Raw genomic sequence first — 25,721 nt, 5'->3', positions numbered from 1 at the left:
GCGTCAAGCCTCCTTCGGCAGCGCCAGGCTGATCAGCACGGTGGCCGCGAGCAGGGCGCTGGAGACCCAAAGGGTGGCGACGAGGCCACCGGCGAGGTAGAGCCAGCCGGAGAGCAGGGTGCCGATCAGCCGCCCCATGGCGTTGGCCATGTAGTAGAAGCCCACGTCCAGCGAGACCCCGTCCGAGCGGGCCATGCGCACGATCAGGAAGCTGTGCAGGCTGGAGTTCACCGCGAACACTACGCCGAACAGCATCAACCCCCCGAGCAGCACCAGCTGCGGCTGCGCCGCCAGGAGCTGTCCTTCAAGACCCAGGGCGATCAGCGCCGGCAGGGCGGTAAGCGCCGAGGCCCAGGCGATGGCGGCACCGCGACCCGCCGTGCCCCCGGTGATCCTGGGGGCGACCGCCTGCACCGCTCCGTAGCCGATCACCCAGAGCGCCAGGAAGCCCCCCACCCGCCAGCTGTCCCAGCCGAACTGGGTGGCCAGGAAGACCGGTAGGGCCACCACGAACCAGACGTCCCGTGCGCCGAACAGGCACATTCGTGCCGCCGACAGGATATTGATGGCGCGGCTCTTGGAGAGCATCTCGCGAAACTTCGGCTTGGCCTTGGCCCGGCCCAGATCGCCGTCGAGGCGCGCAAGCGACAGCGCCAGCACCCCGGCCAGCATCACCGCCATGGCGAGTATCGCCCCCTGGAAGCCGATCAGGGTCAGCAGCAGGCCCCCCAGGAAGAAGCCCACGCCCTTGAGCGCGTTCTTGGAGCCGGTGAGCAGCGCCACCCAGCGGTAGAGGGACTGATGCCCGGCGTCGCCGGCCGGCACCAGGGTCTTGATGGCGCTCTTGGCACTCATCTTGTTGAGGTCCTTGGCGATGCCCGAAAGCGCCTGGGCGGCCATCACCCAGGGCACCGAGAGCCAGGCCACCGGCACCAGCAGCATGGAAAGCGCCACCACCTGCAGGCCGAGGCCCAGGTTCATGGTGCGGTTGAGTCCCAGTCGCGCCCCCAGCCAGCCTCCCACCAGGTTGGTCACCACCCCGAAGAACTCGTAGAAGAGAAACAGCAGCGCCACCTCGAGTGCCGAGTAGCCCAGCTGGTGGAAGTAGAGCACCACCAGCATGCGCAGGGCGCCGTCGGTGAGGGTGAAGGCCCAGTAGTTGCCGGTGACCAGCAGGTACTGGCGGATCTCCCGGGGCAGGGCGGCGACGCGGGCGATCATGAGTCGGCCTTGCCTACCTTGGCGGCCAGCTCCGCGGTGCGGCAGGCGTAGCCATACTCGTTGTCGTACCAGGCGTAGAGCTTCACTTGGGTGCCGGCCACCACCATGGTGGAGAGCGCATCGATGATGGAGCTGCGCGGGTCGCTGCGATAGTCGATGGAGACCAGCGGGCGCTCTTCAAAGCCGAGGATCCCGGCGAGTTCGCCCTCGGCGGCCTCCTTCAGCAGGGCGTTGACCTCCTCCTCGGTGGTCTCGCGGGCGACCTCGAAGACCATGTCGGTGAGCGAAGCGTTGGCGAGCGGCACGCGCACGGCGTGGCCGTTCAGCTTGCCGGTCAGCTCGGGGAAGATGGCGGTGATCGCCTTCGCGGAGCCTGTGGTCGTCGGGATCAGGCTCATGCCGCAGGCCCGGGCGCGCCTGAGATCCTTGTGGGGGGCATCCAGAATCGTCTGGGTGTTGGTGATGTCGTGGATGGTGGTCATGGAGCCGTGGCGGATGCCGAGGTTCTCGTGAATCACCTTGACCACCGGTGCCAGGCAGTTGGTGGTGCAGCTCGCCGCCGTGACGATGCGATGCCGGGCCGGGTCGAACAGATGGTCGTTGACCCCCACCACCAGGTTGAGCACGCCCTCGTCCTTTACCGGGGCGCTCACCACCACCCGCTTGACCCCCTGCTCCAGGTAGGCCTGGAGCTTGTCGGTGGTCTTCATCTTGCCCGAGGCCTCGATCACCACGTCGCAGCCGGTCCAGTCGGTGGCCTCGATCTCGCGGTTGGCAGTGAAGGCGATGCGCCGGCCGGCCACCGTCAGGGCGCCGTCGTCCGCCGTGATATCATCGCCGCCGCCCGTCCACTGGCCGTGCACCGAGTCGAACTGCAGCAGGTGGGCGAAGGTGGCAGCGTCGCCGCCCGGGTCGTTGATCTGCACGAATTCAAGCTCCGGGTTCGTCCAGCCGGCGCGCAGGGCCAGGCGGCCGATGCGGCCGAAACCGTTGATGCCGATGCGTATCGCCATGGGAAGGCTCCTTGGGTATCAGGGGAAGTGGAGAGCGAGCATATATGGCGAATCGTATATGAATTCAGGTGACAGTTCGATGACAGCCGGCCTGCCCATCGAGGCGCGGCTCGACGCCATCCAGGCCGCCCTGGCGGCACACTCGCGCGCACTGCTGGTGGCCGAGCCCGGCGCCGGCAAGACCACGCGGGTGCCCCTGGCGCTGCTCGAGGCCCCCTGGGCCCGCGAGGGCCGGCTGCTGCTGCTGGAGCCAAGGCGGGTGGCGGCGCGGCTTGCCGCCGGCTTTATGGCGGAAAGCCTGGGGGAAAGCGTAGGCGAGACGGTGGGCTACCGGATGCGCGGCGAGAGCCGGGTCGGCCCGCACACCCGCCTCGAGGTAGTGACCCAGGGCGTGCTGACCCGCATGCTCCAGGAGGACCCGCTGCTGGAGGGGGTAGCCGGCATCCTCTTCGACGAGTTCCACGAGCGCAGCCTGGAGGCCGACCTCGGCCTGGCGCTGGCCCTGGACGCCCAGTCGGTGCGCGACGATCTGCGCCTCCTGGTGATGTCGGCGACCCTGGACGTCGAGGCCCTGCTCGGCGTGCTGGGCGAGGGCACCCCGGTGATCGACTGCCCAGGGCGCACCTTTCCCGTTGCGACTCGCTACCGCGCCCTCAACGCCCGGGAGGAGACCGCGCCCCAGCAGGCCCGGGCGCTGCTCGACGCCATGGGGCAGCAGGAGGGCGACGCCCTGGTGATCCTCCCCGGGGTGGCGGAGATCCGTCGCCTGGCCCGGGAGCTATCGAGCCGGTCGCCCGAGCTTGCCGTCATGGAGCTCCACGGCCGCCTGCCGCTCGAGGCTCAGCGCCGCGCCCTGCGCCCGGACCCCGAGAGGCGACGCCGCGTCGTGCTCGCCACCGCCATCGCCGAGTCCAGCGTCACCGTGGACGGCGTGCGCCTGGTGGTGGACGCCGGCCAGGAGCGGGTGCCGGTGTTCCAGCCGCGAAGCGGCCTGACCCGCCTTGAGACGCGCCGCGTCAACCGCGCCAGTGCCGACCAGCGCCGGGGCCGCGCCGGCCGCCAGGGCCCCGGCCTCTGCCTGCGGCTCTGGGCCGAGGAGCAGCCGCTCGTTCCCCACGGCGAGCCGGAGATGCGCCAGGCCGACCTCGCCCCGCTCGCCTTCGAACTGGCGCGCTGGGGCGTGACCGACCCGGGTAGCCTCGCCTGGGTGACACCGCCCCCCGCCGCGGCACTTTCCGCCGGCCGAGAGCTGCTCGGGCGCTTGGGGCTGCTGGATGCCGAGCACCACCTCTCCGAGCTGGGTCGCCGGGCCGCCCGCTGGCCCACCCATCCGCGTCTCGCGGCCATGCTGGAGCGCGCCCGAGCGCTCGACGCGCTGCCGCTGGCCTGCGCCCTGGTCGCGCTGCTCGAAGGGCGCGGCCTGGACGACGAGCGTGACCTCGAGCAGGCCCTGCAGGCACGGCTCAAGGCGCCGAGGGAGCACCGCCAGTGGCAGCGGGACGCCGAGCGGCTGGCCCGTATCGCCCAGGTGAGCCTCAAGGTGGCAGGCCTGGCCCCGCTCGGTGAGCTGCTGGCGCTGGCCTATCCGGAGCGCATCGCCCAGCGCCTGGATGCCCCGGGCCGCTTTCGCCTGGCCGGCGGGGGCCTGGCGACCCTGCCCGACCACCACCCCCTGGCCCACGCCGCGCTGCTGGTGGCGGTGGAGCTGGACGGCGAGGCGAGCGGGGCGCGGATCTTTCGCGCCGTGGGGCTCTCTCAAAAGCGGATGGAAGTGCTCTATCCCGAGTGCGGCGAGTGGCGGGCGAGCCTTGTGTGGTCCGACGCCGAAGGCCGCCTGATCGGCGAGCAGGTGCGCGGCCTGGGCGCGGTGGTGCTGGAGCGAAGGCCCCTGGCCAAGCCGCCGGCCGAGGCGGTCAGGGCGGCGCTGATCGAGGCGCTGCGCCGCCGGGGGCTCCCCCGGGGGCTCCCCCGGGATGACGTCCTGACTCAGTTACAGGGGAGGGTGGCGCTTCTGCGCCGCACCTTCGACTCTGATGAGCAGGCAGCCTGGCCCGACTGGTCCGACGAGGCCCTGCTCGCGACCCTGGAGACCTGGCTCGCTCCGCATCTCGATGGCATCACCCGGCTCGACGCCGTGGAGCGACTGCCCCTGGCGCGCCTGCTGCTCGACACCCTCGACTGGCCGCTTCACGCCCGCCTGGACGAACTGGCCCCGGAGCGGCTCCCGGTGCCCAGCGGTGCCAGCCACCGGGTGGACTATGCGCCCTGTCTCGAGGGCAAACCGCCGGTGCTGGCGGTGAAGCTGCAGGAGTGCTTCGGCTGGCAGGCCTCGCCCAGGGTCGCCGACGGCCGCGAGCCGGTGCTGCTGCACCTGCTCTCGCCGGCGCGCCGTCCGCTGCAGGTCACCGCGGACCTGGCGAGCTTCTGGGCGGGCGGCTACCCGGAGGTACGCAAGGAGATGCGCGGCCGCTACCCCAAGCACCCCTGGCCGGAGGACCCCACGACTGCCGAGGCTACCGCCCGCACCAAGCGCAAATAGCGTCAGGAGGACTCGGCCTCCGTATGGTCGCGGCTGCCATGGTTGGCGGCCGGCTGGCCGCTGACGCCGCGGGCGCGAAGCACGCGCTTCTCGAGCTCCACGATCAGGTAGATCGCCAGGCTGCCGGCCAGGATCACGCCCCAGTGGCCGATGCCGAGTCCTTCGCTGGCGAAGATCACCTGCATGAAGGGCAGGTAGGTCCAGGCCAGCTGCAGCACCACGATGGCGCCGATGGAGACCCACACCGGCCGGCTGCCGAAGAGCCCCTCGAGGGAGAGGGTGCTGCGCAGCAGGTAGCGGCTGTTGATCAGGTAGGCGGCGCTGCCCATCACCAGCATGTTGACCGCGCCGGTGCGAGCGAGCTCGACGCTGCCACCCTGGGCCTGGATCCAGCTGAACATGCCGAAGACGCCCGCCAGCAGCAGCAGCGAGACGAATACCACCCGCCACAGCAGGAAGAGGTCGAGCAGGGAGGCGTCGGGGTCCCGGGGCCTGCGGGTCATGATGTCCTTCTCGGCATGCTCGAAGGCCAGCGCCAGGCCCAGCGTGACCGCCACCACCATGTTGACCCACAGCGCCTGCAGTGGGGTCACCGGCAGGGTGGAGCCGGCCAGCACGGCGAGCATGATGGCGAGGCCCTGGCCGCCGTTGGTGGGCAGAATGAAGGTGATGGTCTTGCGGATGTTGTCGTAGACCTTGCGCCCCTCGCGGATGGCACCGACGATGGTGGCGAAGTTGTCATCGGCCAGCACCATCTCGGCGGCCTCCTTGGCGGCCTCGGTGCCCTGGATGCCCATGGCCACGCCCACATCGGCTCGCTTCAGCGCCGGGCCGTCGTTGACGCCGTCGCCGGTCATGGCGCAGATGCCGCCCCGAGCCTGCATCGCCTGCACCAGGCGCAGCTTGTGCTCCGGCGCGGCCCGGGCGAAGACGTCCACCTCCAGGATCACCTCTTCGAGCTCGGCATCGGACATCGCCTCGATCTCGCGGCCGGTGATGGCGCGCTCGGTGTGGGCGAAGCCCAGCTGGCGGGCGATGGCGAGCGCCGTCACCGCATGGTCGCCGGTGATCATCACCGGGCGGATGCCAGCGGCCAGGCACTCCTTGACCGCCTCGATGGCCTCGTCCCGGGGAGGGTCGAGCAGGCCCACCAGGCCGAGCAGCACCAGCCCCTCTTCGGCGTGCTCGTCGGCCAGTTCATGGATGTCGTGGACCCGCTTCTCGGCCAGCGCCAGCACGCGCAGGCCCCGGGAGGAGAGGTCGTTGATGCGCTTCTCCCAGAGGCCGACGTCGAGCTCGATGTCGTTGCCGTCGTCGCGCACCCGGTGGCACATCTCGAGCAGGCGGTCCGGCGCGCCCTTGACCAGCAGCAGCTGCTCGCCGTCCAGCGTGTGCAGGGTGGCCATGTACTTGCGCTCGGATTCGAAGGGAATGGCGTCGTGGCGGGCGTGCTTGCCGCGCAACTCCTCGGTGGTCAGCCCTGCCTTAGCGGCGGCGACCACCAGGGCCCCTTCGGTGGGGTCGCCGTGGATCGTCCAGCGGCCCTGCTCCTCGGCCAATTCGGCGTCGTTGCACAGCACCCCCACCTTGAGGAAGTGGCGCAGGGCATGATCCTCGTCCAGGTCCAGCGCTTCGCGGTCGGGCTCGCCATCGCTGACACGGTGGAAGCTCCCCTCCGGGGTGAAGCCGATCCCGTCGATGCGCACCTCCCCGGACGGCAGCCAGATGGCCTGGGCGGTCATCTCGTTGCGGGTCAGGGTGCCGGTCTTGTCGGAGAAGATGGTGGAGATGGAGCCCAGGGTTTCCACCGCCGGCAGGCGGCGGATGATGGCGTTCTGCTTCGCCATGGCCTGCACGCCGAGCGCCAGTCCGATGGTGACGATGGCGGGCATCCCCTCGGGGATCGCCGCCACGGCGAGGCCCACCGCCGCCATGAACATGTCGCCCAGGGGCTGCGCGTGAACCAGCACCCCGAAGATGCCGGTAAGCACCGCCGCGGCGAGGATGAAGAGGGCCAGCACCCGCCCGGCGCGGTCGATCTGGCGCAGCAGCGGGGTCTTGAGTTTCTCGACCCCGCGCAGCATCTCGGAGATGCGGCCGATCTCGGTGTGGGTGCCGGTGGCCACCACCAGGCCTCGGGCGTTGCCCTGGACCACGATGGTGCTGGCGTAGGCCATGCTGGTGCGGTCGCCCAGGTCGGCGTCCTCCGCCACCGCCTCGCCGTTCTTGTCCACCGGGGTGGACTCGCCGGTCAGCGACGCCTCCTCGGTGCGAAAGCGCCGCGCCTCCAGTAGGCGCAGGTCCGCCGGCACCCGGTCGCCGCTCTCCACCAGCACGATATCACCGGGCACCAGTTCCTCGGCGGGAATGGTCTGGCGCTTGCCGTCACGCAGCACATTGGCCTGGGGGGAGAGCATCTGGCGGATGCTCTCCAGGGCCTGCTCCGCCTTGCCCTCCTGGATGAAGCCGATCAGGGCGATGATCAGCACCACCCCGAAGATCGCCCCGGCATCCAGGGTGTGGCCCAGGGCGAGGCTGGCGATGGCCGCCACGATCAGCACCAGCATCAGGATATTGTTGAACTGCTCCAGCAGCCGCTTCCACCAGGGCCGCGCCTCCGCCTGCCTGAGCTCGTTGGGGCCATACTCCTCGAGGCGCCGCTCGGCGTCGCTGGCGGCGAGCCCGTCGGTCGAGCTGTCGAGGCGCTCGAGAACCTCGTCGGCGGCCAGGGCGTGCCAGGCGGTGGTCTCGCTGCGTTTTGGGTCGGTCATCCTCTACCTCCGGCGCTGGTGGGCGGGTACTTCCAGAGAACTAGCATACAGCATGTTGCAGTGCAATGATCCAGGACAAGGCGTGATCGCAAGGCCTCGTTATCACAGGGCCATGAACGCGATTCGGGTATCATGGATGTTATCCCCTGCTGGCTTCGAGCCGTTACCTACCCTCACTCGTACAGGAGTCGTCATGCCATCATCCGCCGATGGCTGCCCCTGCGGCAGCGGCCAGTTCCTGGCCCAGTGCTGTGGCCGGTTCCACGCCGGCGAGCCGGCGCCTACCCCCGAGGCGCTGATGCGCTCGCGCTACAGCGCCTTCGCCCTGGGCCTCACCGGCTACCTGCTGGAGAGCTGGCATGCCAGCACTCGCCCCGCCGAGCTCGCCGCGGACTCGACCACTCGGTGGCTGCGCCTCGAGGTGCTGGAGAGCGGCGAGGAGGGCGATGGCGGGCAGGTGCATTTCCGCGCCACCTTCCGCGAGGGGCGGCGCTTCGGGGTGCTGGAGGAGGCCTCGCGCTTTCGCCGGGAGGCCGGACGGTGGTATTACCTGGAGGGACGCCCCACGCTGACCCGGCTCAAGCCCGGCCGCAACGAGGCCTGCCCCTGCGGCAGTGGTCGTAAGCTCAAGCAGTGCTGCGGAGCAGGCTAGACCCTTCCTCATCGGCTGGCCGGCGGGCGGGTCAGCCCTTACACTGCCGGGCTGATAGCCTCGCCACCTCGGCCCTTTTCCCCCACGTTCCGGACGCGTCCCATGGCCCAGACCCTCTCCAAGCGGATCAACAAGTACATCAGCGAAAGCGGCATGTGCTCGCGGCGAGAAGCCGACCGCTACATCGAGCAGGGCAACGTGCGCATCGACGGCAGGCGCCAAGCCCGCTGGCACCCGGAAACCCGGGGCAGCGGCGGCCAGGGGCGGGCGCTCCTCGGGGCCAGGCCCCAAGGGCGGCGTGGCCGGCAAGCCGCGAGGCAGAAAAAAGAAGTAGCGATCCCTCCCTCGACCGAGAGCCACCATGAGCGATGCCCGTCTCCAAAGCCCCGCCGCGGCCCGTAACCGCCAGCCGATCCTCGAGGTGCTGCGCCAGGTCCTGCCCGAGCGGGCCCGGGTGCTGGAGGTGGCCAGCGGCAGCGGCGAGCATGCCCTCCACTGCGCCGCGGCCATGCCCGGCTGGCACTGGCAGCCCAGCGACCCTACCCACGAGGCGCTGGCCTCCATCGCCGCCTGGCGCGAGACGGTGGCGCTCCCCAACCTGGCCGCGCCGCGGTACCTCGACGCTACCGACCCCGCCAGCTGGCCGGCAGGGCCCTTCGACGCCATCGTGGCCATCAACCTGCTGCACATCTCGCCCTGGGCGGTCACCGAGGCGCTGATGGCCCGCGCCGGCGAGCGCCTGGTGCCGGGTGGCACACTCTATCTCTACGGTCCCTATCGGCGGGGCGGCGAGCACACCGCACCCAGCAACGCCGCCTTCGATGCCAGCCTCAGGCGCCGCGATCCTCGCTGGGGCGTGCGCGACCTCGAGACGGTCGTGGCCGAGGCGACGTGCCGTGGCCTCGAGCTCGCCCGCGTCGTGGAAATGCCCGCCAACAACCTCAGCGTGGTCTTCGTCAGGGAGCGAGCCCTCTCCACCGCCTGAGGGGCCGCCCTGCCGGATTACTCCGGCATCTCGCCGGGCACCCGGTAGCGGGGCGCCTGGCGGTCGCGCTCCTCGCGGGTCAGCGTCTCGTCGTCGGTGGGCACGCCCCACAGGGTCTCCTGGCTGCCGTCGGGAAAGGTGTAGGTCGTGCAGCCGGCGAGCAGGGCGAGGGCCAGGCCGGCGGCGGCGAGCGGCAAGCGTCTGGGTTCAATCACGGGGCTTTCCTTCATGGCATGCCTTCAGTGGCATAGGGCAGAATCAGGCCAGCCTGTTGGCTGGCCGGCTTGTGGTCAAGTCGCCTCACGATCATCCCGACCAGCCCGCGAGTATCGGCACATAGACCACCAGCAGCAGCACCGCGATCAGCCCCAGCAGGTAGGGGAGGATTGCCCGGGTGATGCGCTCCAGCGGCAGCTGGGTCACCGAAGAGGCGACGTAGAGGTTGATCGCCACCGGTGGGGTGATCATGCCGATGGCGAGCCCCATCACGATGATGATGCCGAAGTGGATCGGATCGATGCCGAGCTGGGTCACCAGCGGCAGCAGCACCGGGGTGAGGATGATCAGGGCACTGGCGGTCTCGATGAAGACCCCGGTGAGTAGGATCACCGCCACGATCAGCAGCATGATCACCAGCGGGTCGGTGGAGAGCGAGAGCACCGCGCTTGCGATGGCGCCGGGCACCTGCCAGCTGGAGAGGGTCCAGCTCAGCACCGCCGAGGTGGCGATCACCAGCATGATCACCGAGGTGGTGATCGCCGAGCGGATCAGGATGCGGTAGACGTCGGCAAGGCTGAGGTCGCGATAGACGAACAGCGACACCAGCAGGGCGTAGTTCACCGCCACCACCGCCGCCTCGCTGGGGGTGAAGATCCCCGAGAAGATGCCGCCCAGGATGATCACCGGGGTCATCAGCCCCCAGCTCGCGCTCAGGAAGGTGCGCCAGATGGTGGCCAGCGAGAGCTCGGTGCCGCGGGGGTAGTTGCGGCGGTAGGCCTGGACGATGGCGATGGCGCCGAGTCCCAGCCCCATGGCGATCCCCGGCAGGATGCCGCTCAGGAACAGCTTTGAGACCGACTGCTGGGCGATCACCGCGTAGATGATCATCGGTACCGAGGGCGGAATCACCACGCCGATGGTGCCGCTGGCGGCGATCAGGCTGGCCGCCGAGGCCGGGTCGTAGCCCTTCTTGCGCAGCTCCGGCACCAGGCTCGAGCCCACCGCGGCGGTGGTGGCGGCGCCGGAGCCCGAGATCGCCGCGAAGAACATGCCGGCGCCCACCGAGACGATGGAGAGCCCACCCTTGAGGAAGCCGAACAGAGCATCGGCGAAGTCGACCAGCTTCTCGCTCACCTTGCCCTGGGCCATCAGGTCTCCGGCGAGGATGAACATGGGCACCGCCACCAGGGCGAAGGAGTTGATGCCCTGGAACATCTGTTGGGTGACCACCATCAGCGGCACGCCCTGGGCGTTCAGGGCCAGCAGGGTGCTGGCGCCGATGGCCAGGGCGATGGGCACCCCCAGCAGCATGAAGAGGAAGAAGAGCAGGAACAGCACGCCGGTCATGGCAAAGGCTCCTCGGCTGTGCCGCTGCCACCCTTGTCATCGTCGCGGGCGGCGTCTGGCCCCTGGATCAGCAGCTCGACCAGGTCGACCAGGGCATACCAGGCCATGATCGCGGCAGCGATCGGGATGACGGCATAGACGTAGGTCATGGAGAGGCGCAGCGAGGCGGACTTCTGGAAGCTCTGCACCTGCATGTAGCGATGGCCGATCACCACCAGCGCCACCATGAAGCCCAACGCCACCAGCACCGCGGCGATGCGTGCGAGCTGGCGCAGGCGCCGGGGCAGGGCGTCCACCACGAAGGTCACGGCGATATGGCGCCCGCGCTGGAAGGCGAGGGTGGCGGCGAGGAAGGTGATCCACACCAGCAGGAAACGGGCGACCTCCTCCGTCCAGCCCACCGCCGTGAAGAAGACCCGCGAGACGATCTGCAGGGTAATCACGCCGATCAACGCCGCCATGCCCGCGAAGACCACGGGCTGCATGACGGCGTCGATGGCGCGCTCACTGAACTGCAGGGGTCGCAGCAGGTAGCGCGCAAGCAGGCTCACTTACTCCAGCGCCTCCCGGATGCGCACCAGGTAGTCGCCGAACTGCTCGCCGTATTTCTCGTAGACCGGCGCCACGGCGGCCTGGAAGGCTTCGAGGTCGGCATCGTCGATGATCTGCATGCCCGCCTCGCGCAGCTCGGCCAGCTGCTCCGCCTCCATCTCGGCGTTGACGCGGCGCTCGTGCTCGGCGGCCTCCTGGGCGGCCTGCACCAGCACCTCCTGGGCGGCCTCGGGCAGCTGGTTCCAGCTCGGCATGCCCATCACGAAGAGCGCTGGCGCATAGGTGTGCCGGGTCAGCGTCATGTGATCCTGGGTTTCGTACAGCTTGAAGGAGTGGATGACGTTGACCGGGTTCTCCTGGCCATCGATGGTGCCCTGCTGCATGGCGGTCAGCGCCTCGGTCCAGGCCATGGGGATGGCGTTGGCGCCGAGCTCGCGGAAGGTGTCGATGTAGACCGGGTTCTCCATCACGCGGATGCGCAGGCCGTCGAGGTCGTCGGGGCTCGATACCGGACGCATGCTGTTGGTCAGGTTGCGAAAGCCACGCTCGGCGTAGGCCAGGCCCTTGAGGTTGACCTCGGCGAGCTTGTCGAGGAGCTCCTGGCCGATGGGGCCATCCAGCACCTCGTAGGCGGCCTCGGGGCTCGGGAACAGGAAGGGCAGCTCGAAGACCGCCATCTCCTCGACGAAGCCGGCCACCGGCCCGTTGGTGATCACCCCCATGTCCACGGTGCCGATCTGCATGCCCTCGAGCAGGGTGCGCTCGTCGCCCAGGCTGGCGTTGGGGTAGATGTCCACGGAGACAGCGCCCTCGGTGCGCTCCTGAACCAGCTCCTGGAACTTCACGGCGGCGATATGGAAGCCGTCCTGCTCGTTGACCACGTGGGCCAGGCGCAGAGTGACCGGATCCATCTCGGAGAACTCGGAGGCGTTGGCGGAGGCCATCATGGCAAGCGAGATGCCCATGGCCAGCGTGCTGCGTGCAAAGCCTTTCATTATTGCTTTCCTTTGTGCTGTCAGCGTCTTGCGGTTCGATACCCTGCTGAGCATGCCCGCCCCGGGGAGGCCGGTCAATGGCTTCGGCGACGGCTACAGCAGCCGGTACATCACATGGGCGTCCACCGGGCCGTGCTCGGGGTGGCGAAAGGCCCGGGGTAGGGTGCCGGCGATGGTAAAGCCGTGCTTCTGCCACAGCTTCACTGCCACCTCGTTGGTGGCCACCACCAGGTTGTACTGCATGGCGCTGAAGCCGAGCTCCCGGGCAAGCGCCAGGGAGTGCTCGCACAGCCGCCCGGCCACGCCGAGGCCGCGGGCCTGCGGGGCGACGATATAGCCGCAGTTGGCCACGTGGTCGCCGGGGCCGGCCTGGTTGGCCTTGAGATAGTAGGTGCCGAGCAGGTTGCCCTGCACATCGACCGCCACCCGCACCGCTCGGGGCAGCTCGATCCACATCCGGTGGGCCTCCTGTTCGGTAATGTCGCGGGGCACGGCGTAGGTCTCCCCGGCGCGGAATACCGGCTCGAGCATCGCCCAGACGGCGGGCCAGTCGGCGGGGTCGTAGGCGCGAATGCCGATCGGCGATGAACCCGTCATGGGGCCTCCTGCTGGGCGCGCAGCCAGGCGATCTCCTCGGCCCAGATGGCCGGCTCGATGGTTTCCAGCACCAGGGGGATGCCGTCGGTGCGCGCATCGCGCATCAGGGCGGTGAAGCAGGCAAGGCCGATATTGCCCTGGCCCAGGCTGTGGTGGCGGTCGACCCGGCTGCCGAGTTCGCTCTTGGCGTCGTTGAGGTGCATGCCCTTGAGGTACTCGATGCCCACTATCCGCTCGAACTCGTCGAGCATGGCGGTGGTCGCCTCGGCGGTGCGCAGGTCGTAGCCGGCGGCGAAGGCGTGGCAGGTATCGAGGCAGACGCCTACGCGACGCTTGTCTTCCACCTGCTCGATGATCTCGGCCAGATGCTCGAATCGCCAGCCCAGGTTGCTGCCCTGGCCGGCGGTGTTCTCGATCACCGCGGTGACGCCGCGGGTCCGTGCCAGTGCCTCGTTGATCGACTCGGCGATGCGAGCGAGACACTCGGACTCACTGATCTTCTTCAGGTGGCTGCCCGGATGAAAGTTGAGCAGATCGATGCCGAGCCGCTCGCAGCGCTGCATCTCGTCGACGAAGGCCGCACGGGATTTGGCCAGGCCCTCCGCTTCCGGGTGGCCGAGGTTGATCAGGTAGCTGTCGTGGGGAAGGATCTGCCCCGGGCCGAAGCCGTGCCGGCGGCAGGCGGCACGGAACGCCTCGACGGTGGCATCATCCAGCGGCTTGGCGTTCCACTGACGTTGGTTCTTGGTGAACAGGGCGAAGGCGTTGGCGCCGATCTCGACGGCACGCAGCACCGCCTGATCGACGCCGCCCGCGGCGCTGACGTGGGCTCCGATATATTTCATGGTGAACGGGATGGCTCCTGTGGTGTCACGCTAGAGGCTCGAGATTCTAGCGCAACTCGGCGCGGGGCGCGGGGTGTCATCTGCGCCGGCAGCGTGCTAGGGTCAATGAATACCCATGATTTTTCAGGAGATTGCATGTCGTTTACCAAGCCCCTCGTCGTCGCCGGTGCCCTCACCCTCGCTCTGGCCGCCCCGGCCATCGCCCAGCAGATGCCCCAGGGTGTGCCCAGCGCCGAGCAGCAGGTGGCCCAGCTCGACCAGCTGGTCGAGCTGGACGCCGGCCAGGAGCAGGAGCTGGTGTCACTGCTGACCCAGGGCCAGGAGCGGCTGCAGTCGCTCCAGGCCGAGGCCCAGGGCGTGCAGATGCAGATCCACGAGCAGATCGGCCCGGGCTATGACGAGGCCGCCATTCGCCGTGACGCCGAGCGGCTCGGCCAGCTCACCGGCGACATGACCGCCGAGAGCGCCCTGATGCAGGCCCGCATCCAGGACACCCTGACCCAGGAGCAGCGCGACGAGCTCGAGCGTCTGGCCGAGGAGCAGGAGGCGCAGATGCGCCAGATGCAGGAGCAGATGCAACAGCAGCAGATGCCTGCCGAATAAGCCGAAGGCACCCCGCCGAGCGGGGCCCGGGCGCGAACAAGAGGCGACCTTTCGGGGTCGCCTCTTGCGTTACCGCCCCGGCCTGCGCCAGAGCCAGTCGCGGTGGCTCAGGGGCTCCGGGGGCTGGAGCCTCAGCGGGTCGTCCGGCACATAGGGGCGAGGCGAGGGGCGCCTTGGCGGCTGACGCTCGGCCAGGGCCAGCAGGCGGCGGACGCGCTCCTCGGTGGGCGGGTGGGTCTGCAGCAGGCGGAACCAGCTCGGTGGCCTCTGGCCGAGCAGCAGGGAGGTGAGCCACAGCCCCTGATGATGTTCGAGCACCTGTAGGGCCGACGCCAGGCTGGCCGGGTCCCGGGTCAGGGCGGCGGCCTCCAGGTCGGCGGTAAACTCCCGGTTTCGCGACAGCGCCAGCTGCAGCAGGGTGCTGGCCGAGGGCGCCAGGGCCACCACCAGCAGTGCCGGCCAGGGCATCCAGAGCTCCCCGGCCAGTACCATGGGCAGCATCAACACAAGCCCCAGCTGCACCAGGAAGGCGCCCCAGATGGTCAGGCGCGTCATGGTCGCCGCCATGGACATGACCCGGGTATCCCCGTGGCGCAGATGGCTCACCTCGTGGGCCAGCACTCCGGCCAGCTGGCGCAGGTCGAGGGTGCGCACCAGGCCATCGGTGAGAGCGATGCCCCCCTCCTGGGCGTCCCCCACGGCGAAGGCGTTGAGATCCGCCGACGGCACGTAGAAGAGCTGGGGTTCGGCGCGGATCCCGGCGCGGCGATAGAGAAGATCCAGCACCCGGTAGAGCGCCGGCGCCTGGTGACGGCGCAGCAGGCCGGCGTTGGCGCGGGCGAGCGCCAGGCGCGGCGGGATGCGCCCGCCCAGGTAGAGGGTCAGCACTACCAGGCCGAAGGCCCAGGCCACCCCGAAGGCGCCCGCCAGCATGTAGCCGGGCACCGCCAGCAGCAGGGCCAGGCCGGCCAGGATTAGCAGGTACTGCAGAGCGTTTCTGAGCCGCTGGGCGGCCAGATGATGAGTCACGATGGCTCCTGATGGCTCTCAATGGGCTGATAGCTCTCAATGGGAGAGAGCAACTCGCTGATGTTGTTTGCGATTCAGGCGTAACGGGTTGTTTTCGTTAAATATCGTTACGCTCGCGCAACGGTATGGAAATTCATTCCGCGCATTGAAATATCGAAAATCCTGGGTTATATAGTCTTTTTTCCAACAAGGAGACACGCCATGTCAACCTTCACCCAGGCGATCGTTCTGGACAACGAAGTGCTCGAGTACTGGGCCACCACCGCCATGGCGCAGCGCGCCGCCAGCGACGCCATTCGCGCCTACATCGTCTGATTGCCATCGTTTGACATGATGATGGCGCAGGGCCAGGGAGGGCCCTCGACGCTTTTCGGCTGAGTCGGCCAATCCTCTCGCGCCGTCCGCTTCGCCCCTCTCGATTACACACCCGCCGATTACCCTCCCGCCCGTCCCCTTTCGTCTTTGTGTCACCCCCCCGCTTTGTAGCATACTTTGCCATTTGCAAAAGGCACAGGATCGCCCGGCGCCCACCGCCAGGCCTCGATCCCAACGGCAAGCATCAAGGACGCGGCATGGCCCAGCTGCTACGCATCGTGATGATTCACGGCCACCTGGATGGCGTGGTCGAACTCAGTGTGGATGGCCACACCAACATCTGCGGTACCAACGCCTCCGGCAAGACGACCCTGCAGCGCCTGGTACCGGTGTTCTACGGGGAGCTGCCCAACCGGGTCGTCCCGCGCACCCGGCTCAAGTTCGATGCCTTCTACCTGCCTCACCGCAACAGCTACCTCATCTACGAGTATCGCCGCGAGGAGGGGGACGTCTGCCAGGCGGTGCTGACTCGCAGGAGCGAAGGTGGCGTCGAGTACCGCTTCGTCGGCGCGCCTTATCGGCCCGAGGATTACCTGGTGGAGAGCGAGGCCGGGGTGACGGCCCTGGACTACGCCCAGTGGGCCAACGGCCTGCGTCGTCAGGGGGTTTCGCTGTCCCCCAAGCTCGGCGCCACCTCCGAATATCGCTCGGTGATCCAGAACGACTTCACCCAAGTCGGTGATGCCCAGCCCCGGGCCAACAGCCGCGACGGGCTGCGCCTGCGTCAGGTGGCCGCCCGTTTCAGCCTGGTGCGCCCAGGGCAGCGCATTCGCCATATGGAGAAGCTGGTCTCGGCGGTGCACGCCAAGGAGGGCAAGATGGACACCCTCAAGACCATGCTGGCGGCGATCTTCGAGGAGGACGGCGTCGAGCTGCCGGTCACCCGCATTCGCAACACCAAGGCGCGGGAGTGGATCGCCCGTATGCGGCAGTCCATGCGCCTGGACCCTCTGCAGCGTTCCCTGGCCGCCCTCGAGAGCCTCGATCGCGAGCTCGCCGACCTCGAGGCCTCGCTGTGGCAGCTCAGGCCACAGCTCGAGGCCGACCGCCACCGCGCCGAGCGCACCCGGGCCGACCTCGAGGCCGAGCTCAGCCAGCGCCAGCGCGACTTCCAGGCCCGCGAGCAGGCCTACCGCGAGACCCGCGATGCCCTCAACGATCGCGTAAGCGAGCTCGACAGCGAGCTGGACAAGACCCGGGGAGACCTGGACGACCTGCAGCGCCGCTTCGAGGCCTATGAGGAGGCCGACATGCCGGGCCTCGAGCAGGACCTCAAGGCGCTGCCCCAGTGGCGCGAGCAGCAGCAGCAGCTGCGTGACCACCTCGAGCTCATGGAGCAGGCGTTCCGGGCCAGCAAGGCGCGGCTCGAGGCCCGCCTGGTGGAGCTGGGCGACCTGCTGGAGCAGCGCCGCGACGAGATCCAGGCGCTGATCGACGCCCTGGGCGAGGAGAAGGAGGGCTGCCTGGAGGCCCAGCGCGAGGCGCAGAGTCGCCTCGAGGCCGACTACCAGGCGCGCCGTCAGGCCCTGGACGACGACTACCGCAGACGCCTGGAGCAGGGCACCGCCCGGCTCTCCGAACTCAAGGCGCAGCTGGCCCACGCCCCCCAGACCGCGGAGGAGGCCCGTGAGGCCGAGCTCGCCCAGGCGCGGGTCGATCAGGCCCGCAGCGAGCAGCAGGCCGCCACGGCGGCGGTCGACAGCCTGCGCAGCGAGCTGGATGAGTGCCGGCAGGCGCGGGAGGTCGCTGAGCGCGAGCTGGAGCTGGCCCGGGCGCAGCGCTCCCGGGCCGAGGCGCACCTCGAGACGCTGCGGGTGCAGCGCGACCCTGCCCAAGGCAGCCTGCGCCACTTCCTGCGTCACCATCGCCCGGGCTGGGAAGTGACCCTCGGCAAGGTGATCGCCCCGGCGCTGCTCGAGCGTCGTGACCTGGCGCCTCAGTTTAACGACGAGGCCAGCGACGACCTCTTCGGCCTGGCGCTGAACCTCTCCGCCATCGCGCTGCCCGACTACGCCCAGGACGAGGCTAGTCTCTTGGCCGAGATCGAGGCCGCCGAGCAGGCACTCGGCGAGGCCCAGGCGGCGATCCAGGCGGCGGAGAAGGCCCTCAGGGCGCGCCATGAGAGGGTGCAGGGCGCCACCGCGCGCCTCGATCGCGGGCGCAGCGCCAGCCGGCGTGCCGGCGAGGAGGTGGAGTACGCTCTGCAGGCCCGCCGCCATTGCCAGGAGCGCCACGCTAGCGCCCAGCAGGCCCGCCAGCTCGCCTGCCGCGCGGCCCTGGAGCAGCAGCAGGCGACCCAGCAGGCGTTGAGCGAGGAGCGACAGCGCGCCCTGGCGGCACTGGCGGAGACCCACCGCGCTCAGGGTCTCGAGCTGACCGCCGACTACCAGGGTCGGCTGTCCGGCTTCGAACAGCAGATCCAGCAATACCGCCGTCAGCTCGGCGAGCTCAAGGAAGAGAACCGCCGCCAGCGCGAGGAGCTGCAGGCCGCCTTCGACCGCGAGCTCGCCGAGCAGGGCGTCGACACCGTCCGCCTCGGAGAGACCCGCACCCGCCTCGAGGCCCTCGGCAAGCGCATCCGTGCGACCGAGGCGCGCCGCGAGGAGCTCGACGACTACGCCCGCTTCATGCGCGTGGAGTGGGGCGAGCGCAAGCCCCGGCTGGTAGAGAAGGAGGCGTCGCTCGACCGCGAACGCCAGGCGGCGGAGCGCGAGCGCGAGCAGCACAGGGCCGACTTCCGTGCGGCCAGCCAGGCGCACCAGGCCGCGGTGGGCGAGCTCAAGGTCCGCCGCGACGCCGAGCAGGCGCTGGTAGAGACCCTGGCGCCGCTGCTCGACAAGCTCGCCGACCTGGCGCTGGCGCCCGCCGCCGAGCCCCGCGGCGAAGCGCCGGGCGATGCCGCCGAGCGCATCGAGCGCGCCCGCCAGGCGCTGGCCGACCATGCCCGCCAGCTCGACGAGCTGCGCCGCGGCTGCGAGAAGATCGAGGTCGAGCTGGTCAAGGGGGCCAGCGTCGACTTCCAGGACGCCCTGGAGGCCGAGCGCGGCCGGCTCGAGGATCCTGGCCCGCGCCGCCTGCTCGGGGTGCTGCGCGACATGCTCCAGCTGCTCGAGGGCCAGCAACAGCAACTGCTGCAGGAGGGGCGCAACCTCAGCGACGACCTCGACAAGTTCTTCACCGTGTTCCGCGACCTCAACCGCCGCATCAACGCCCAGAGCCGGCGGCTCTCCGACGAGGTGGCCGACGACCTCCGGCTGGAGGGCATCGGTCGCGCCGAGGTGAAGATCCAGTCCACCATCGACGAGCTGGGCTTCTGGGAGCCGCTCAAGCGCTTTGCCCAGCGCTATCGGGAGTGGCGGGAGTCCGGCCAGCCGCTGCCCAGTGACGACTACCTCGATGCCCTGGCCGACGTGGTGGAGCTTCTGCGCAGCGACCAGCAGTACAGCTTCGAGAGCCTGCTGCGCCTGGAGCTGCACCTCAATGAGGGCGGCACCGACCTGGTGATCCGTAACGACCGCCAGCTTCTGGAGTCCTCCAGCCACGGCATGGCCTACCTGATCCTGTGCAAGTTCCTGCTCGCCTTTACCCGGCTGCTGCGGGGCCAGGCCGAGATCGCCATCCACTGGCCCATCGACGAGATCGGCACCCTGGCCTATCACAACGTCGAGAAGCTGTTCGACGCCTGTGACAACAACCGCATCCATATCGTCGGCGCCTTCCCCAACCCCGAGTCGGACGTGCTGCTGCTGTTCCACAATCGCTACCTGATCGACCGCGACGAGGCGGCCCCGGAGAAGCGCCGCCTCAAGCGCATCGAGCCGCGCCTGAGTCGCCTGGCCCAGCGCCTCCAGGCCCGTGCCGAGGAGGCCGCCTCATGAGCGATATGATCCACAGCGATGGCGCCATGGTGGCGCCTTCCATGGTCGAACTGGGCCCGCTGCTCGAACGCCTGCTGGCCGGCGAGTTCATCTGCGCGGTGAGCGACGAGAGCGCCTTTCGCCGTCTCGAGGACGAGGCGACCCGCGAACGGCTCGATGCCTACCTGCGCCCGCTCAATCGCCGCCTGGCCACCACCGACGAGGGCAGCGTCTACTTTCTGGCCTGGCGCGTGCTCGACGAGGCCGCCCGGGAGCAGCTCTCCCGGCAGCTGGCCGAGACGGTCTCAAGCCTGCTGCCGCTGCTGGAGTGGCTGCAGCTGGTCCAGGAGACCCTGGGGCGCGACGGCCTGGCCTCCGCGGGGGACGTGCTCAAGCCCGCGGACTTCAGCTCCCGATGCGAGGACAACCAGGGCCTGCGCGAGCGCCTCGAGCGGCTGGCCACCGACCCCTTCTTCGGCTCCCAGAGCGAGCAGCTCGACGCCCAGATCAAGCAGGTCTTCAAGCGGCTCAGGGAGCACGGCTACCTGCTCCAGCCCCACGCCGACCGGCAGTACTACGTGGTGACCGCCAAGATCGACTACCTGATCGACCTGGTGCGCTTCATCCGCGACGAGGAGCACCTGCCTATCGACGACCAGGCGCCGGCCGGCCAGGAGAGCCTGCTGTGACGGGGGGCGTCGGCGACCCTCACGCCCTGGAGAGCCGGCTGATCAGCACCGGCACCGAGCGGCTGGCGCTGCTCGGCAAGCACGCCGAGACGCTGATGGCCGGCTACGCCCGGGACGAGGTGCCGCTGGCCGGGCTGAGCAAGACCGCGCTGAACCGGCTTCTCGCCGCGCGCATCCTGTGGCGCCCGGACGAGCAGGGCGGGGTCAAGCTCGCCCCCAAGGTGCGCGAGCTGATCGCCGAGATGCTGGCCGACGAGACCCGCCGCCATGTCAACGCCGACGTCGCCGAGTCCCTGGAGCTCCTGCGCAGCCTGGTGCAGAGCTACCGCGAGGCGCGGGATGCCGGCGACTACTGGCGCCAGGAGCAGCAGCTGCTGCGCCTGCGCCAGGAGGTGGACGACCTCAACGGCCGCTTCGCCGACGCCATCGACAGCCTGTGGCGCCGCCTCAACAGCGACTTCGGCTTCGTCAGCCGGCTGGGCGACAAGATCCGCGAGAACGAGCGGGCCCAGAAGCAGATCGTGCGCCTGCTCGACGGCCTGGCGCTGATCGACTTCACCGAGCTGATCGAGCTGGTGGGGGGCGACGGCGCCCTGCGCAAGCTCCTGGTCAGCGGCCTGCAGCACCAGCTCAGCCGCCATTACACCAGCCTGCGCGAGGTGCAGCGGCGGATGATCGAGCTGCTGGCACGCTTCCGCCAGCAGCAGGCGCGCAGCCGCCTGGTGGCCGGCATGGCCGCCTTCCTGCGCGAGCATCCCGGCTTCGTGCCCGGCAACTACGCCCGGCGCAGCGAGGTGCCGGCGCTGGTCAACCGCGCCGCGCCGCTGATCGCCGCCGGTGCCGCCGCCCTGGACCACGACGCCGACAGCCGCACCCTGGCTGGGCTGCTTCATCGCCTGCCCAGGCCAGCAACGCGCTCCGAGCCGGTGACCGCCGCCGGCGCCGCACAGATTCAGGAGGCCACCCTCGTCGCCGCCCGCCATCAGGCGCTCAAGGAGGACGTGGAGCGTTTCTATCTCGCGGTGGTGGATGGCGGCGGTGAGCCGCGCAGCGCACTCGAGTACCTGCAGGAGGGCGAGTTCGAGTGGGGCGAGGAGATCTGGCTGTTCCAGGTCATCGCCGAGTACCAGGGGCTGCCACGGGGGGAGCAGCGCGCCTTCCGGCTGCGCCAGCAGGAGACCCAGGCCAGTCCTTTCAACCACCTGAGGCTGATCCACGACGTCATCCTCCAGCTGCAGGCCTGAATCAGCCCACCGGAGGTTCCATGCATCTCTCGCCCCGCGCCCGCACCCTGCTGCTCGATGCCGCCCGCGCCCTGCGCCAGATGGCCCAGGTCGACAAGCGCCGCAGCCGAGTGGTGGAGGAGGTCGTCGCCTGGTGCGAGGCCCACGACATCGAGCCCGGCCCGCGGCTGACCCATGGCCGGCTGCGCCTGGATCGCGACCTGCTCGAGCGCATCGACGATACCCTGAGCGCTCTGGGCCATCCCCGCCTCGCGGATGCCCTGGCGGGGTTGACCAGCGCTGAGCAGGCGCGGCTTGGCAATCTCGAGCACAAGAGCGTGCGCGAGGCGCCCCGCCGGCAGCGCGTGCTGGCCAGCCTGCCCGCGGGCGATCCGCGCCCTGGTCTCGCGGGCCGGCCCCGGGACTTCCTCGACCTCGACCGCCGGGAGATCGCCCTGAAGGCCTTCGACGTGCTGCTCCAGGTCGAGAACCTGGATGGCTTCTATGCCGTCGACTCGGCGATACCGGCGCTGGCCGACTGGTCCCGCCCGCTGGTGCTCTACCGCGGCGATCGCCACTATGGCGGCGGCTTCGCCGCCCTGGCCGCCGACTGGTCCGCCACCGGAAGGCCGCACCTCTACCTGGGCGACTTCGATGCCGCCGGGCTTCACAACGCCTTGAGCAGCGGGGCGACCCACCTGCTGCTGCCGCCCCTGGCGTTCATCTCGAACCGGGCCAGCGGCGAGCAGCTCTCCGCGGATCAGATTCCCCTGCAGGCATCGCTTCGCGACCACGCTGCGCGCCTGCCGGCTGGCCATCCGCTGGCCAGCTACCTGGCCGTGCTGCTGGGCGAGCAGCGCGGTCTTCTCCAGCAGTGGTTCGGCCCCGACGAGACGCTGGCGCTGCTGCCGCTGGGATAGCCCGACACCATCAACGACATCGCCGCACCCGAGGGGCGCGGCGATGAAGGGTGGCGGCATGGACCGCCGGGTCAGGGGTGGGACGGACGCTCAGGCCATGGCGGCCTGGTAGCGGCGCTCCACCTCGTCCCAGTTGATGACGTTGAAGAACTCGGCCACGTAGTCCGGGCGCTTGTTCTGGAACTTCAGGTAGTAGGCGTGCTCCCACACGTCCAGGCCCAGCACCGGGGTGTTGCCGTTGGAGATCGGGCTGTCCTGGTTCAGGGTGTTCTCCACCACCAGCGTCTTCTCCGGGGTCACGGAGAGCCAGGCCCAGCCGCTGCCGAAGCGCCCCAGGGCGGCCTGGGTGAAGGCCTCCTTGAAGGCGTCGAAGCCGCCGAGCTCCTTATCGATGGCCTCGGCCACTTTGCCCTTGGGGGCGCCGCCGCCGTTGGGCGACATCATCTGCCAGAACATGGTGTGGTTGGAGTGGCCACCGCCGTTGTTGATCACCGCCTGGCGCTTGTCGGCCGGCACGCGATCCAGGTTGGCCAGCAGTTCGTCCACCGGCACCTCCTCGAGGCCGGTCCCCTTCAGGGCGGCGTTGAGATTGTTGACGTAGGTCTGGTGGTGCCGGGAGTGGTGGATCTCCATGGTCAGCGCATCGATGTGGGGCTCCAGGGCATCGTAGGCATAGGGAAGATCGGGCAGGCTGTGGGGCATGGTTGCACCTCCATCGGTCGTCGGGAAAGGTATTCCTTCAAGATCACCCGATATCATGGCAGAGTCGGCCGGAAACGGCCAATAAGAATCATTGTTGGCTTATATAGGTAAAGTTAATCGGCTAGTCTAGGCCGCTCTTCGCCAGCGAGGCCTGCTGCCAGGTAGACTCGCTGTTATCGACTGTCAGCGTGCCCTCATCGACGAGGCCGCCGACCCCAGCCCACCCCCGGAGCCCTGCATGCCTCTCGACCTGGAACTCATCCTCATCGTCCTGGTTGCTCTCCTGCTTGGTGCGGGAGGGGGCTTCGCCCTGGGTCGGGGCGGGCTCAAGGCGGCCCGCCGCGCGCTCGATGCCACCCGCGCCGAGCTGCATGCCCAACAGCTGGAGGCCCGCGAGCAGGCGGTGGCGCTGCAGGTGGCCGAGGGGGAGGTGGAGACCCAGCGGGAAATCGTGGCGGCCCGGGCGCAGGAGCTCGAGCGTTTCCGCGAGGCCTACTACGCCCTGAAGCAGACCCACGGCGAGCTGACCAGCCGCCTGGAGGAGAAGGAGGCGAGCTTCAGCCGCCAGCTGGCCTGGATGGAGCAGAGCAAGCAGCAGCTCAGGGTGGAGTTCGAGAACCTCGCCAACGAACTGCTCGAGCAGAAGGGCAAGGCCTTCTCGTCGCTCTCCGAGCGCAACCTGCTGGGGTTGCTCAAGCCCTTCCAGGAGGAGATGAAGGGCTTTCGCGAGAAGGTGGAGACCCTGCATACCCAGGAGACCGCCCAGCGGGCCAGCCTCACCACCGAGCTCAGGCACCTCCAGCAGCTCAACCGTGACATCACCGACCAGGCGGCGCGGCTCACCGAGGCGCTCAAGGGGCAGAAGAAGGTGCAGGGCAACTGGGGCGAGCTGATGCTGGAGAACGTGCTGGACAGCGCGGGCCTGCGCCCGGGGCAGGACTACCAGCGCGAGAGGAGCTTCACCACCGAGGAGGGCAAGCGCCGCCCGGATGTGCTGGTCTACCTGCCCCAGGGGCGCCACCTGGTGATCGACGCCAAGACCTCGCTTGCCGCCTACCTGGAGTACGTCAACGCCGAGGATGAGCTGACTCGTCAGACGTCACTGGCGGCTCACGCCCGGGCGGTGGGCGCGCGCATCGAGGAGCTGGCCGACAAGCACTACTACGATCTGCCGGGGCTCAACTCACCGGAGGTGGTGATCATGTTCATCCCGGTGGAATCGGCCTATATCGAGGCGCTGCGCCACGACGGCACCCTCTACCAGCGCGCCATCGAGCGCAACGTGCTGGTGGCCACGCCCACCACGCTGCTCACCAGCCTGAATATCGTCGGCCAGCTGTGGCGCTTCGAGAATCAGAGCCGCCACAGCGCTGAGCTTGCCAGGAAGGCGGAGCGCTTCTACCACAAGCTGGGCTCCTTTCTGGAGAGCATGCAGGACGTGGGGCGCAAGCTCGACGGCGCCCGGGAGAGCTACGACCGCGCGCTGGGCCAGCTGGTCAATGGCCGCGGCAACCTGATCAAGCAGGCCAGCGAGTTCCAGGAGCTGGGCGTGGCGGTCAAGAAGGAGCTGCCCGCCGAGCTCGTGGAGCGCGCAGGGCTCGAGGTGGGCGCGGCCACGCAGCCCGCTGCCGAGCCCTCGCCGGCAGACGCCCGGGAGCGATAAGCGGGCCGTGATCGTTCTGGGGCGAGGCACGCATTAGCGGGCGCTGAGCTGGTTCACCTCGGTCAGGGTGCCGTTCCAGATCATCTCCAGATGGCAGGCCTGGACGATGCCAGCGACCCGGCTGGGGGTGAGCAGGGCCCAGCAGGTAGCATCCTGTCGGCGTACCGAGCGGTAGCGCAGGCCGGGCTCGCCGCCGGCGCGCGGCCCCACCCAGGCCACGGCAGGCTGATCGTGCAGGATTACTGGATCAGCACCGGCGTATCGATCTCCACCAGCGAGTGGAGCAGACGCACCTGGTCATTCTCGACGGCCAGGCAGCCTTCGGTCCAGTCGACCCGCTGGTTCAGGAAGGGGTCGCGGTTGCCGAGGCCATGGATGCCGATATGGCCCCCCAGGGTGGTGTTGGGGTAGGAGAGGCGGTGCTGCTGGTAGTAGCGACGAATCCGCTCGGCCTCCTCCTCGGTGATCAGCCCCTCCGACAAGGCCTGGTCGGCCACCCGTGGGTTCGGGTAGTTGATGCCGATGAAGGTGGCGTACTGGCTGTTGGGGTTGATCCGCTCGACCCGGAACTCCCCCTTCGGCGTCATGGCGCTGCCGCGGGTGCGCAGGTTGACGGCGCCATTGATGCCGATGGCGAAGTGGGGGATCTCATGGATCACGTGCCGACCGCGTACCACGGAGAGGGTGCGGTCCTTCACGCTGATGTGCAGCCACACCCGCCCATCCTCGACGGGCAGCAGGCTGATTCCGGTATCGACGTCATCCAGGAAGTGCTGCCCCGGCGAGCTCGCCACGCCGCTCGACGGCGGCTCCGTCGTGTCGATCAGCGACGCGACGGCAGGGCCGGCGGCAACCAGCAGGGCCAGCGGGGAGAGTGCAAGGAGCTTGAACGAGCGAGTGAGCATGGGTGGTAGCACGGAGTGA

At 69.3% G+C, this 25,721-nt stretch carries 22 protein-coding genes and 1 pseudogene; 10 read left to right on the top strand and 13 right to left on the bottom strand.

What is annotated here, in order from left to right; genetic code table 11:
- Positions 1-3: 3 nt before the first annotated feature.
- Both arsJ and DER72_RS04455 read right to left on the bottom strand, forming a co-directional pair.
- The gene (arsJ, locus tag DER72_RS04460) at positions 4-1,221 is read right to left on the bottom strand and encodes an organoarsenical effux MFS transporter ArsJ (protein ID WP_110068781.1); all 1,218 of its coding nucleotides are present in this window, start codon (positions 1,219-1,221) and stop codon (positions 4-6) included.
- Positions 1,218-2,234 carry an ArsJ-associated glyceraldehyde-3-phosphate dehydrogenase gene (locus tag DER72_RS04455; RefSeq protein WP_110068780.1) on the bottom strand — a complete coding sequence of 339 codons (1,017 nt, stop codon included), beginning with the start codon at positions 2,232-2,234 and terminating at the stop codon, positions 1,218-1,220. Before DER72_RS04455 ends, arsJ begins: the two co-directional genes overlap by 4 nt.
- A gap of 79 nt (positions 2,235-2,313) precedes the next feature.
- On the opposite strand from DER72_RS04455, the gene hrpB reads away from it, so the two are divergent.
- The gene (hrpB, locus tag DER72_RS04450) at positions 2,314-4,773 is read left to right on the top strand and encodes an ATP-dependent helicase HrpB (RefSeq protein ID WP_258306189.1); all 2,460 of its coding nucleotides are present in this window, start codon (positions 2,314-2,316) and stop codon (positions 4,771-4,773) included.
- A gap of 2 nt (positions 4,774-4,775) precedes the next feature.
- On the opposite strand, the gene DER72_RS04445 is transcribed toward hrpB, so the two are convergent.
- The gene (locus tag DER72_RS04445) at positions 4,776-7,544 is read right to left on the bottom strand and encodes a cation-transporting P-type ATPase (protein WP_110068778.1); all 2,769 of its coding nucleotides are present in this window, start codon (positions 7,542-7,544) and stop codon (positions 4,776-4,778) included.
- 193 nt (positions 7,545-7,737) lie between these two features.
- Between DER72_RS04445 and DER72_RS04440 the strand changes: the two genes are divergently transcribed.
- The 3 genes and pseudogenes from DER72_RS04440 (at position 7,738) to DER72_RS04430 (ending at position 9,181) form a co-directional block, all read left to right on the top strand.
- Complete coding sequence (locus DER72_RS04440; RefSeq protein ID WP_110068777.1) at positions 7,738-8,196, top strand: YchJ family protein; 459 nt, start codon at positions 7,738-7,740, stop codon at positions 8,194-8,196.
- A 102-nt stretch (positions 8,197-8,298) separates the two neighbouring features.
- Positions 8,299-8,415: pseudogene (locus tag DER72_RS04435) on the top strand (S4 domain-containing protein); the annotation flags it as partial.
- A 142-nt stretch (positions 8,416-8,557) separates the two neighbouring features.
- Positions 8,558-9,181 (top strand): DUF938 domain-containing protein, encoded by a 624-nt coding sequence (locus DER72_RS04430; protein WP_110068776.1) that lies wholly within the window; start codon positions 8,558-8,560, stop codon positions 9,179-9,181.
- Between the two features lie 17 nt (positions 9,182-9,198).
- On the opposite strand, the gene DER72_RS04425 is transcribed toward DER72_RS04430, so the two are convergent.
- The 6 genes from DER72_RS04425 to nfo form a co-directional block, all read right to left on the bottom strand.
- Positions 9,199-9,396, bottom strand: a complete 198-nt coding sequence (locus DER72_RS04425) for a hypothetical protein (RefSeq protein ID WP_258306188.1) — start codon at positions 9,394-9,396, stop codon at positions 9,199-9,201.
- A 91-nt stretch (positions 9,397-9,487) separates the two neighbouring features.
- Positions 9,488-10,747: a TRAP transporter large permease gene (locus tag DER72_RS04420; protein ID WP_110068774.1), complete on the bottom strand. Its 1,260-nt coding sequence runs from the start codon at positions 10,745-10,747 to the stop codon at positions 9,488-9,490.
- Complete coding sequence (locus DER72_RS04415) at positions 10,744-11,232, bottom strand: TRAP transporter small permease (RefSeq protein ID WP_110068809.1); 489 nt, start codon at positions 11,230-11,232, stop codon at positions 10,744-10,746. Before DER72_RS04415 ends, DER72_RS04420 begins: the two co-directional genes overlap by 4 nt.
- Before the next feature lie 66 nt (positions 11,233-11,298).
- A complete protein-coding gene (locus tag DER72_RS04410; protein ID WP_110068773.1) occupies positions 11,299-12,294 on the bottom strand; it encodes a TRAP transporter substrate-binding protein in 996 nt (331 codons plus the stop codon).
- Positions 12,295-12,387: 93 nt separating this feature from the next.
- A complete protein-coding gene (locus DER72_RS04405) occupies positions 12,388-12,891 on the bottom strand; it encodes a GNAT family N-acetyltransferase (protein ID WP_110068772.1) in 504 nt (167 codons plus the stop codon).
- Positions 12,888-13,736: a deoxyribonuclease IV gene (gene nfo, locus DER72_RS04400; protein ID WP_110068771.1), complete on the bottom strand. Its 849-nt coding sequence runs from the start codon at positions 13,734-13,736 to the stop codon at positions 12,888-12,890. Before nfo ends, DER72_RS04405 begins: the two co-directional genes overlap by 4 nt.
- A gap of 135 nt (positions 13,737-13,871) precedes the next feature.
- Between nfo and DER72_RS04395 the strand changes: the two genes are divergently transcribed.
- A complete protein-coding gene (locus tag DER72_RS04395) occupies positions 13,872-14,339 on the top strand; it encodes a hypothetical protein (protein ID WP_110068770.1) in 468 nt (155 codons plus the stop codon).
- A 69-nt stretch (positions 14,340-14,408) separates the two neighbouring features.
- Here the strand turns inward: DER72_RS04395 and DER72_RS04390 are convergent, their stop codons facing one another.
- On the bottom strand, positions 14,409-15,368 hold the full coding sequence (locus DER72_RS04390) for a zinc metalloprotease HtpX (RefSeq protein WP_110068769.1): 960 nt from the start codon (positions 15,366-15,368) through the stop codon (positions 14,409-14,411).
- Between the two features lie 572 nt (positions 15,369-15,940).
- On the opposite strand from DER72_RS04390, the gene DER72_RS04385 reads away from it, so the two are divergent.
- The 4 genes from DER72_RS04385 to DER72_RS04370 are packed head-to-tail and all read left to right on the top strand — an operon-like array spanning position 15,941 to position 22,432.
- Complete coding sequence (locus tag DER72_RS04385; RefSeq protein WP_110068768.1) at positions 15,941-19,621, top strand: ATP-binding protein; 3,681 nt, start codon at positions 15,941-15,943, stop codon at positions 19,619-19,621.
- Positions 19,622-19,662: 41 nt separating this feature from the next.
- Positions 19,663-20,289 (top strand): hypothetical protein, encoded by a 627-nt coding sequence (locus DER72_RS04380; protein ID WP_110068808.1) that lies wholly within the window; start codon positions 19,663-19,665, stop codon positions 20,287-20,289.
- Positions 20,286-21,533 carry a hypothetical protein gene (locus DER72_RS04375; protein WP_110068767.1) on the top strand — a complete coding sequence of 416 codons (1,248 nt, stop codon included), beginning with the start codon at positions 20,286-20,288 and terminating at the stop codon, positions 21,531-21,533. The genes DER72_RS04380 and DER72_RS04375 overlap by 4 nt, the downstream gene beginning before the upstream one ends.
- Positions 21,534-21,553: 20 nt before the next feature.
- The gene (locus tag DER72_RS04370; RefSeq protein WP_110068766.1) at positions 21,554-22,432 is read left to right on the top strand and encodes a hypothetical protein; all 879 of its coding nucleotides are present in this window, start codon (positions 21,554-21,556) and stop codon (positions 22,430-22,432) included.
- A gap of 90 nt (positions 22,433-22,522) precedes the next feature.
- Here the strand turns inward: DER72_RS04370 and DER72_RS04365 are convergent, their stop codons facing one another.
- Positions 22,523-23,134, bottom strand: coding sequence for a superoxide dismutase (locus DER72_RS04365; protein ID WP_110068765.1), 612 nt, complete (start codon positions 23,132-23,134; stop codon positions 22,523-22,525).
- Positions 23,135-23,372: 238 nt separating this feature from the next.
- Here DER72_RS04365 and rmuC point away from each other — a divergent pair, with 238 nt between their 5' ends.
- Positions 23,373-24,797, top strand: coding sequence for a DNA recombination protein RmuC (gene rmuC / locus DER72_RS04360; protein WP_110068764.1), 1,425 nt, complete (start codon positions 23,373-23,375; stop codon positions 24,795-24,797).
- A 33-nt stretch (positions 24,798-24,830) separates the two neighbouring features.
- Here rmuC and DER72_RS04355 read toward each other — a convergent pair whose 3' ends face one another.
- Both DER72_RS04355 and DER72_RS04350 read right to left on the bottom strand, forming a co-directional pair.
- Complete coding sequence (locus DER72_RS04355; protein WP_110068763.1) at positions 24,831-25,016, bottom strand: RES domain-containing protein; 186 nt, start codon at positions 25,014-25,016, stop codon at positions 24,831-24,833.
- A gap of 20 nt (positions 25,017-25,036) precedes the next feature.
- On the bottom strand, positions 25,037-25,702 hold the full coding sequence (locus DER72_RS04350; protein ID WP_181395600.1) for a L,D-transpeptidase: 666 nt from the start codon (positions 25,700-25,702) through the stop codon (positions 25,037-25,039).
- Positions 25,703-25,721: the final 19 nt, after the last annotated feature.

The organism is Halomonas sp. A11-A (assembly GCF_003182195.1).
Lineage (GTDB): Bacteria > Pseudomonadota > Gammaproteobacteria > Pseudomonadales > Halomonadaceae > Halomonas > Halomonas alkalicola.
This window is presented reverse-complemented; position numbering and strand designations above follow the sequence as displayed.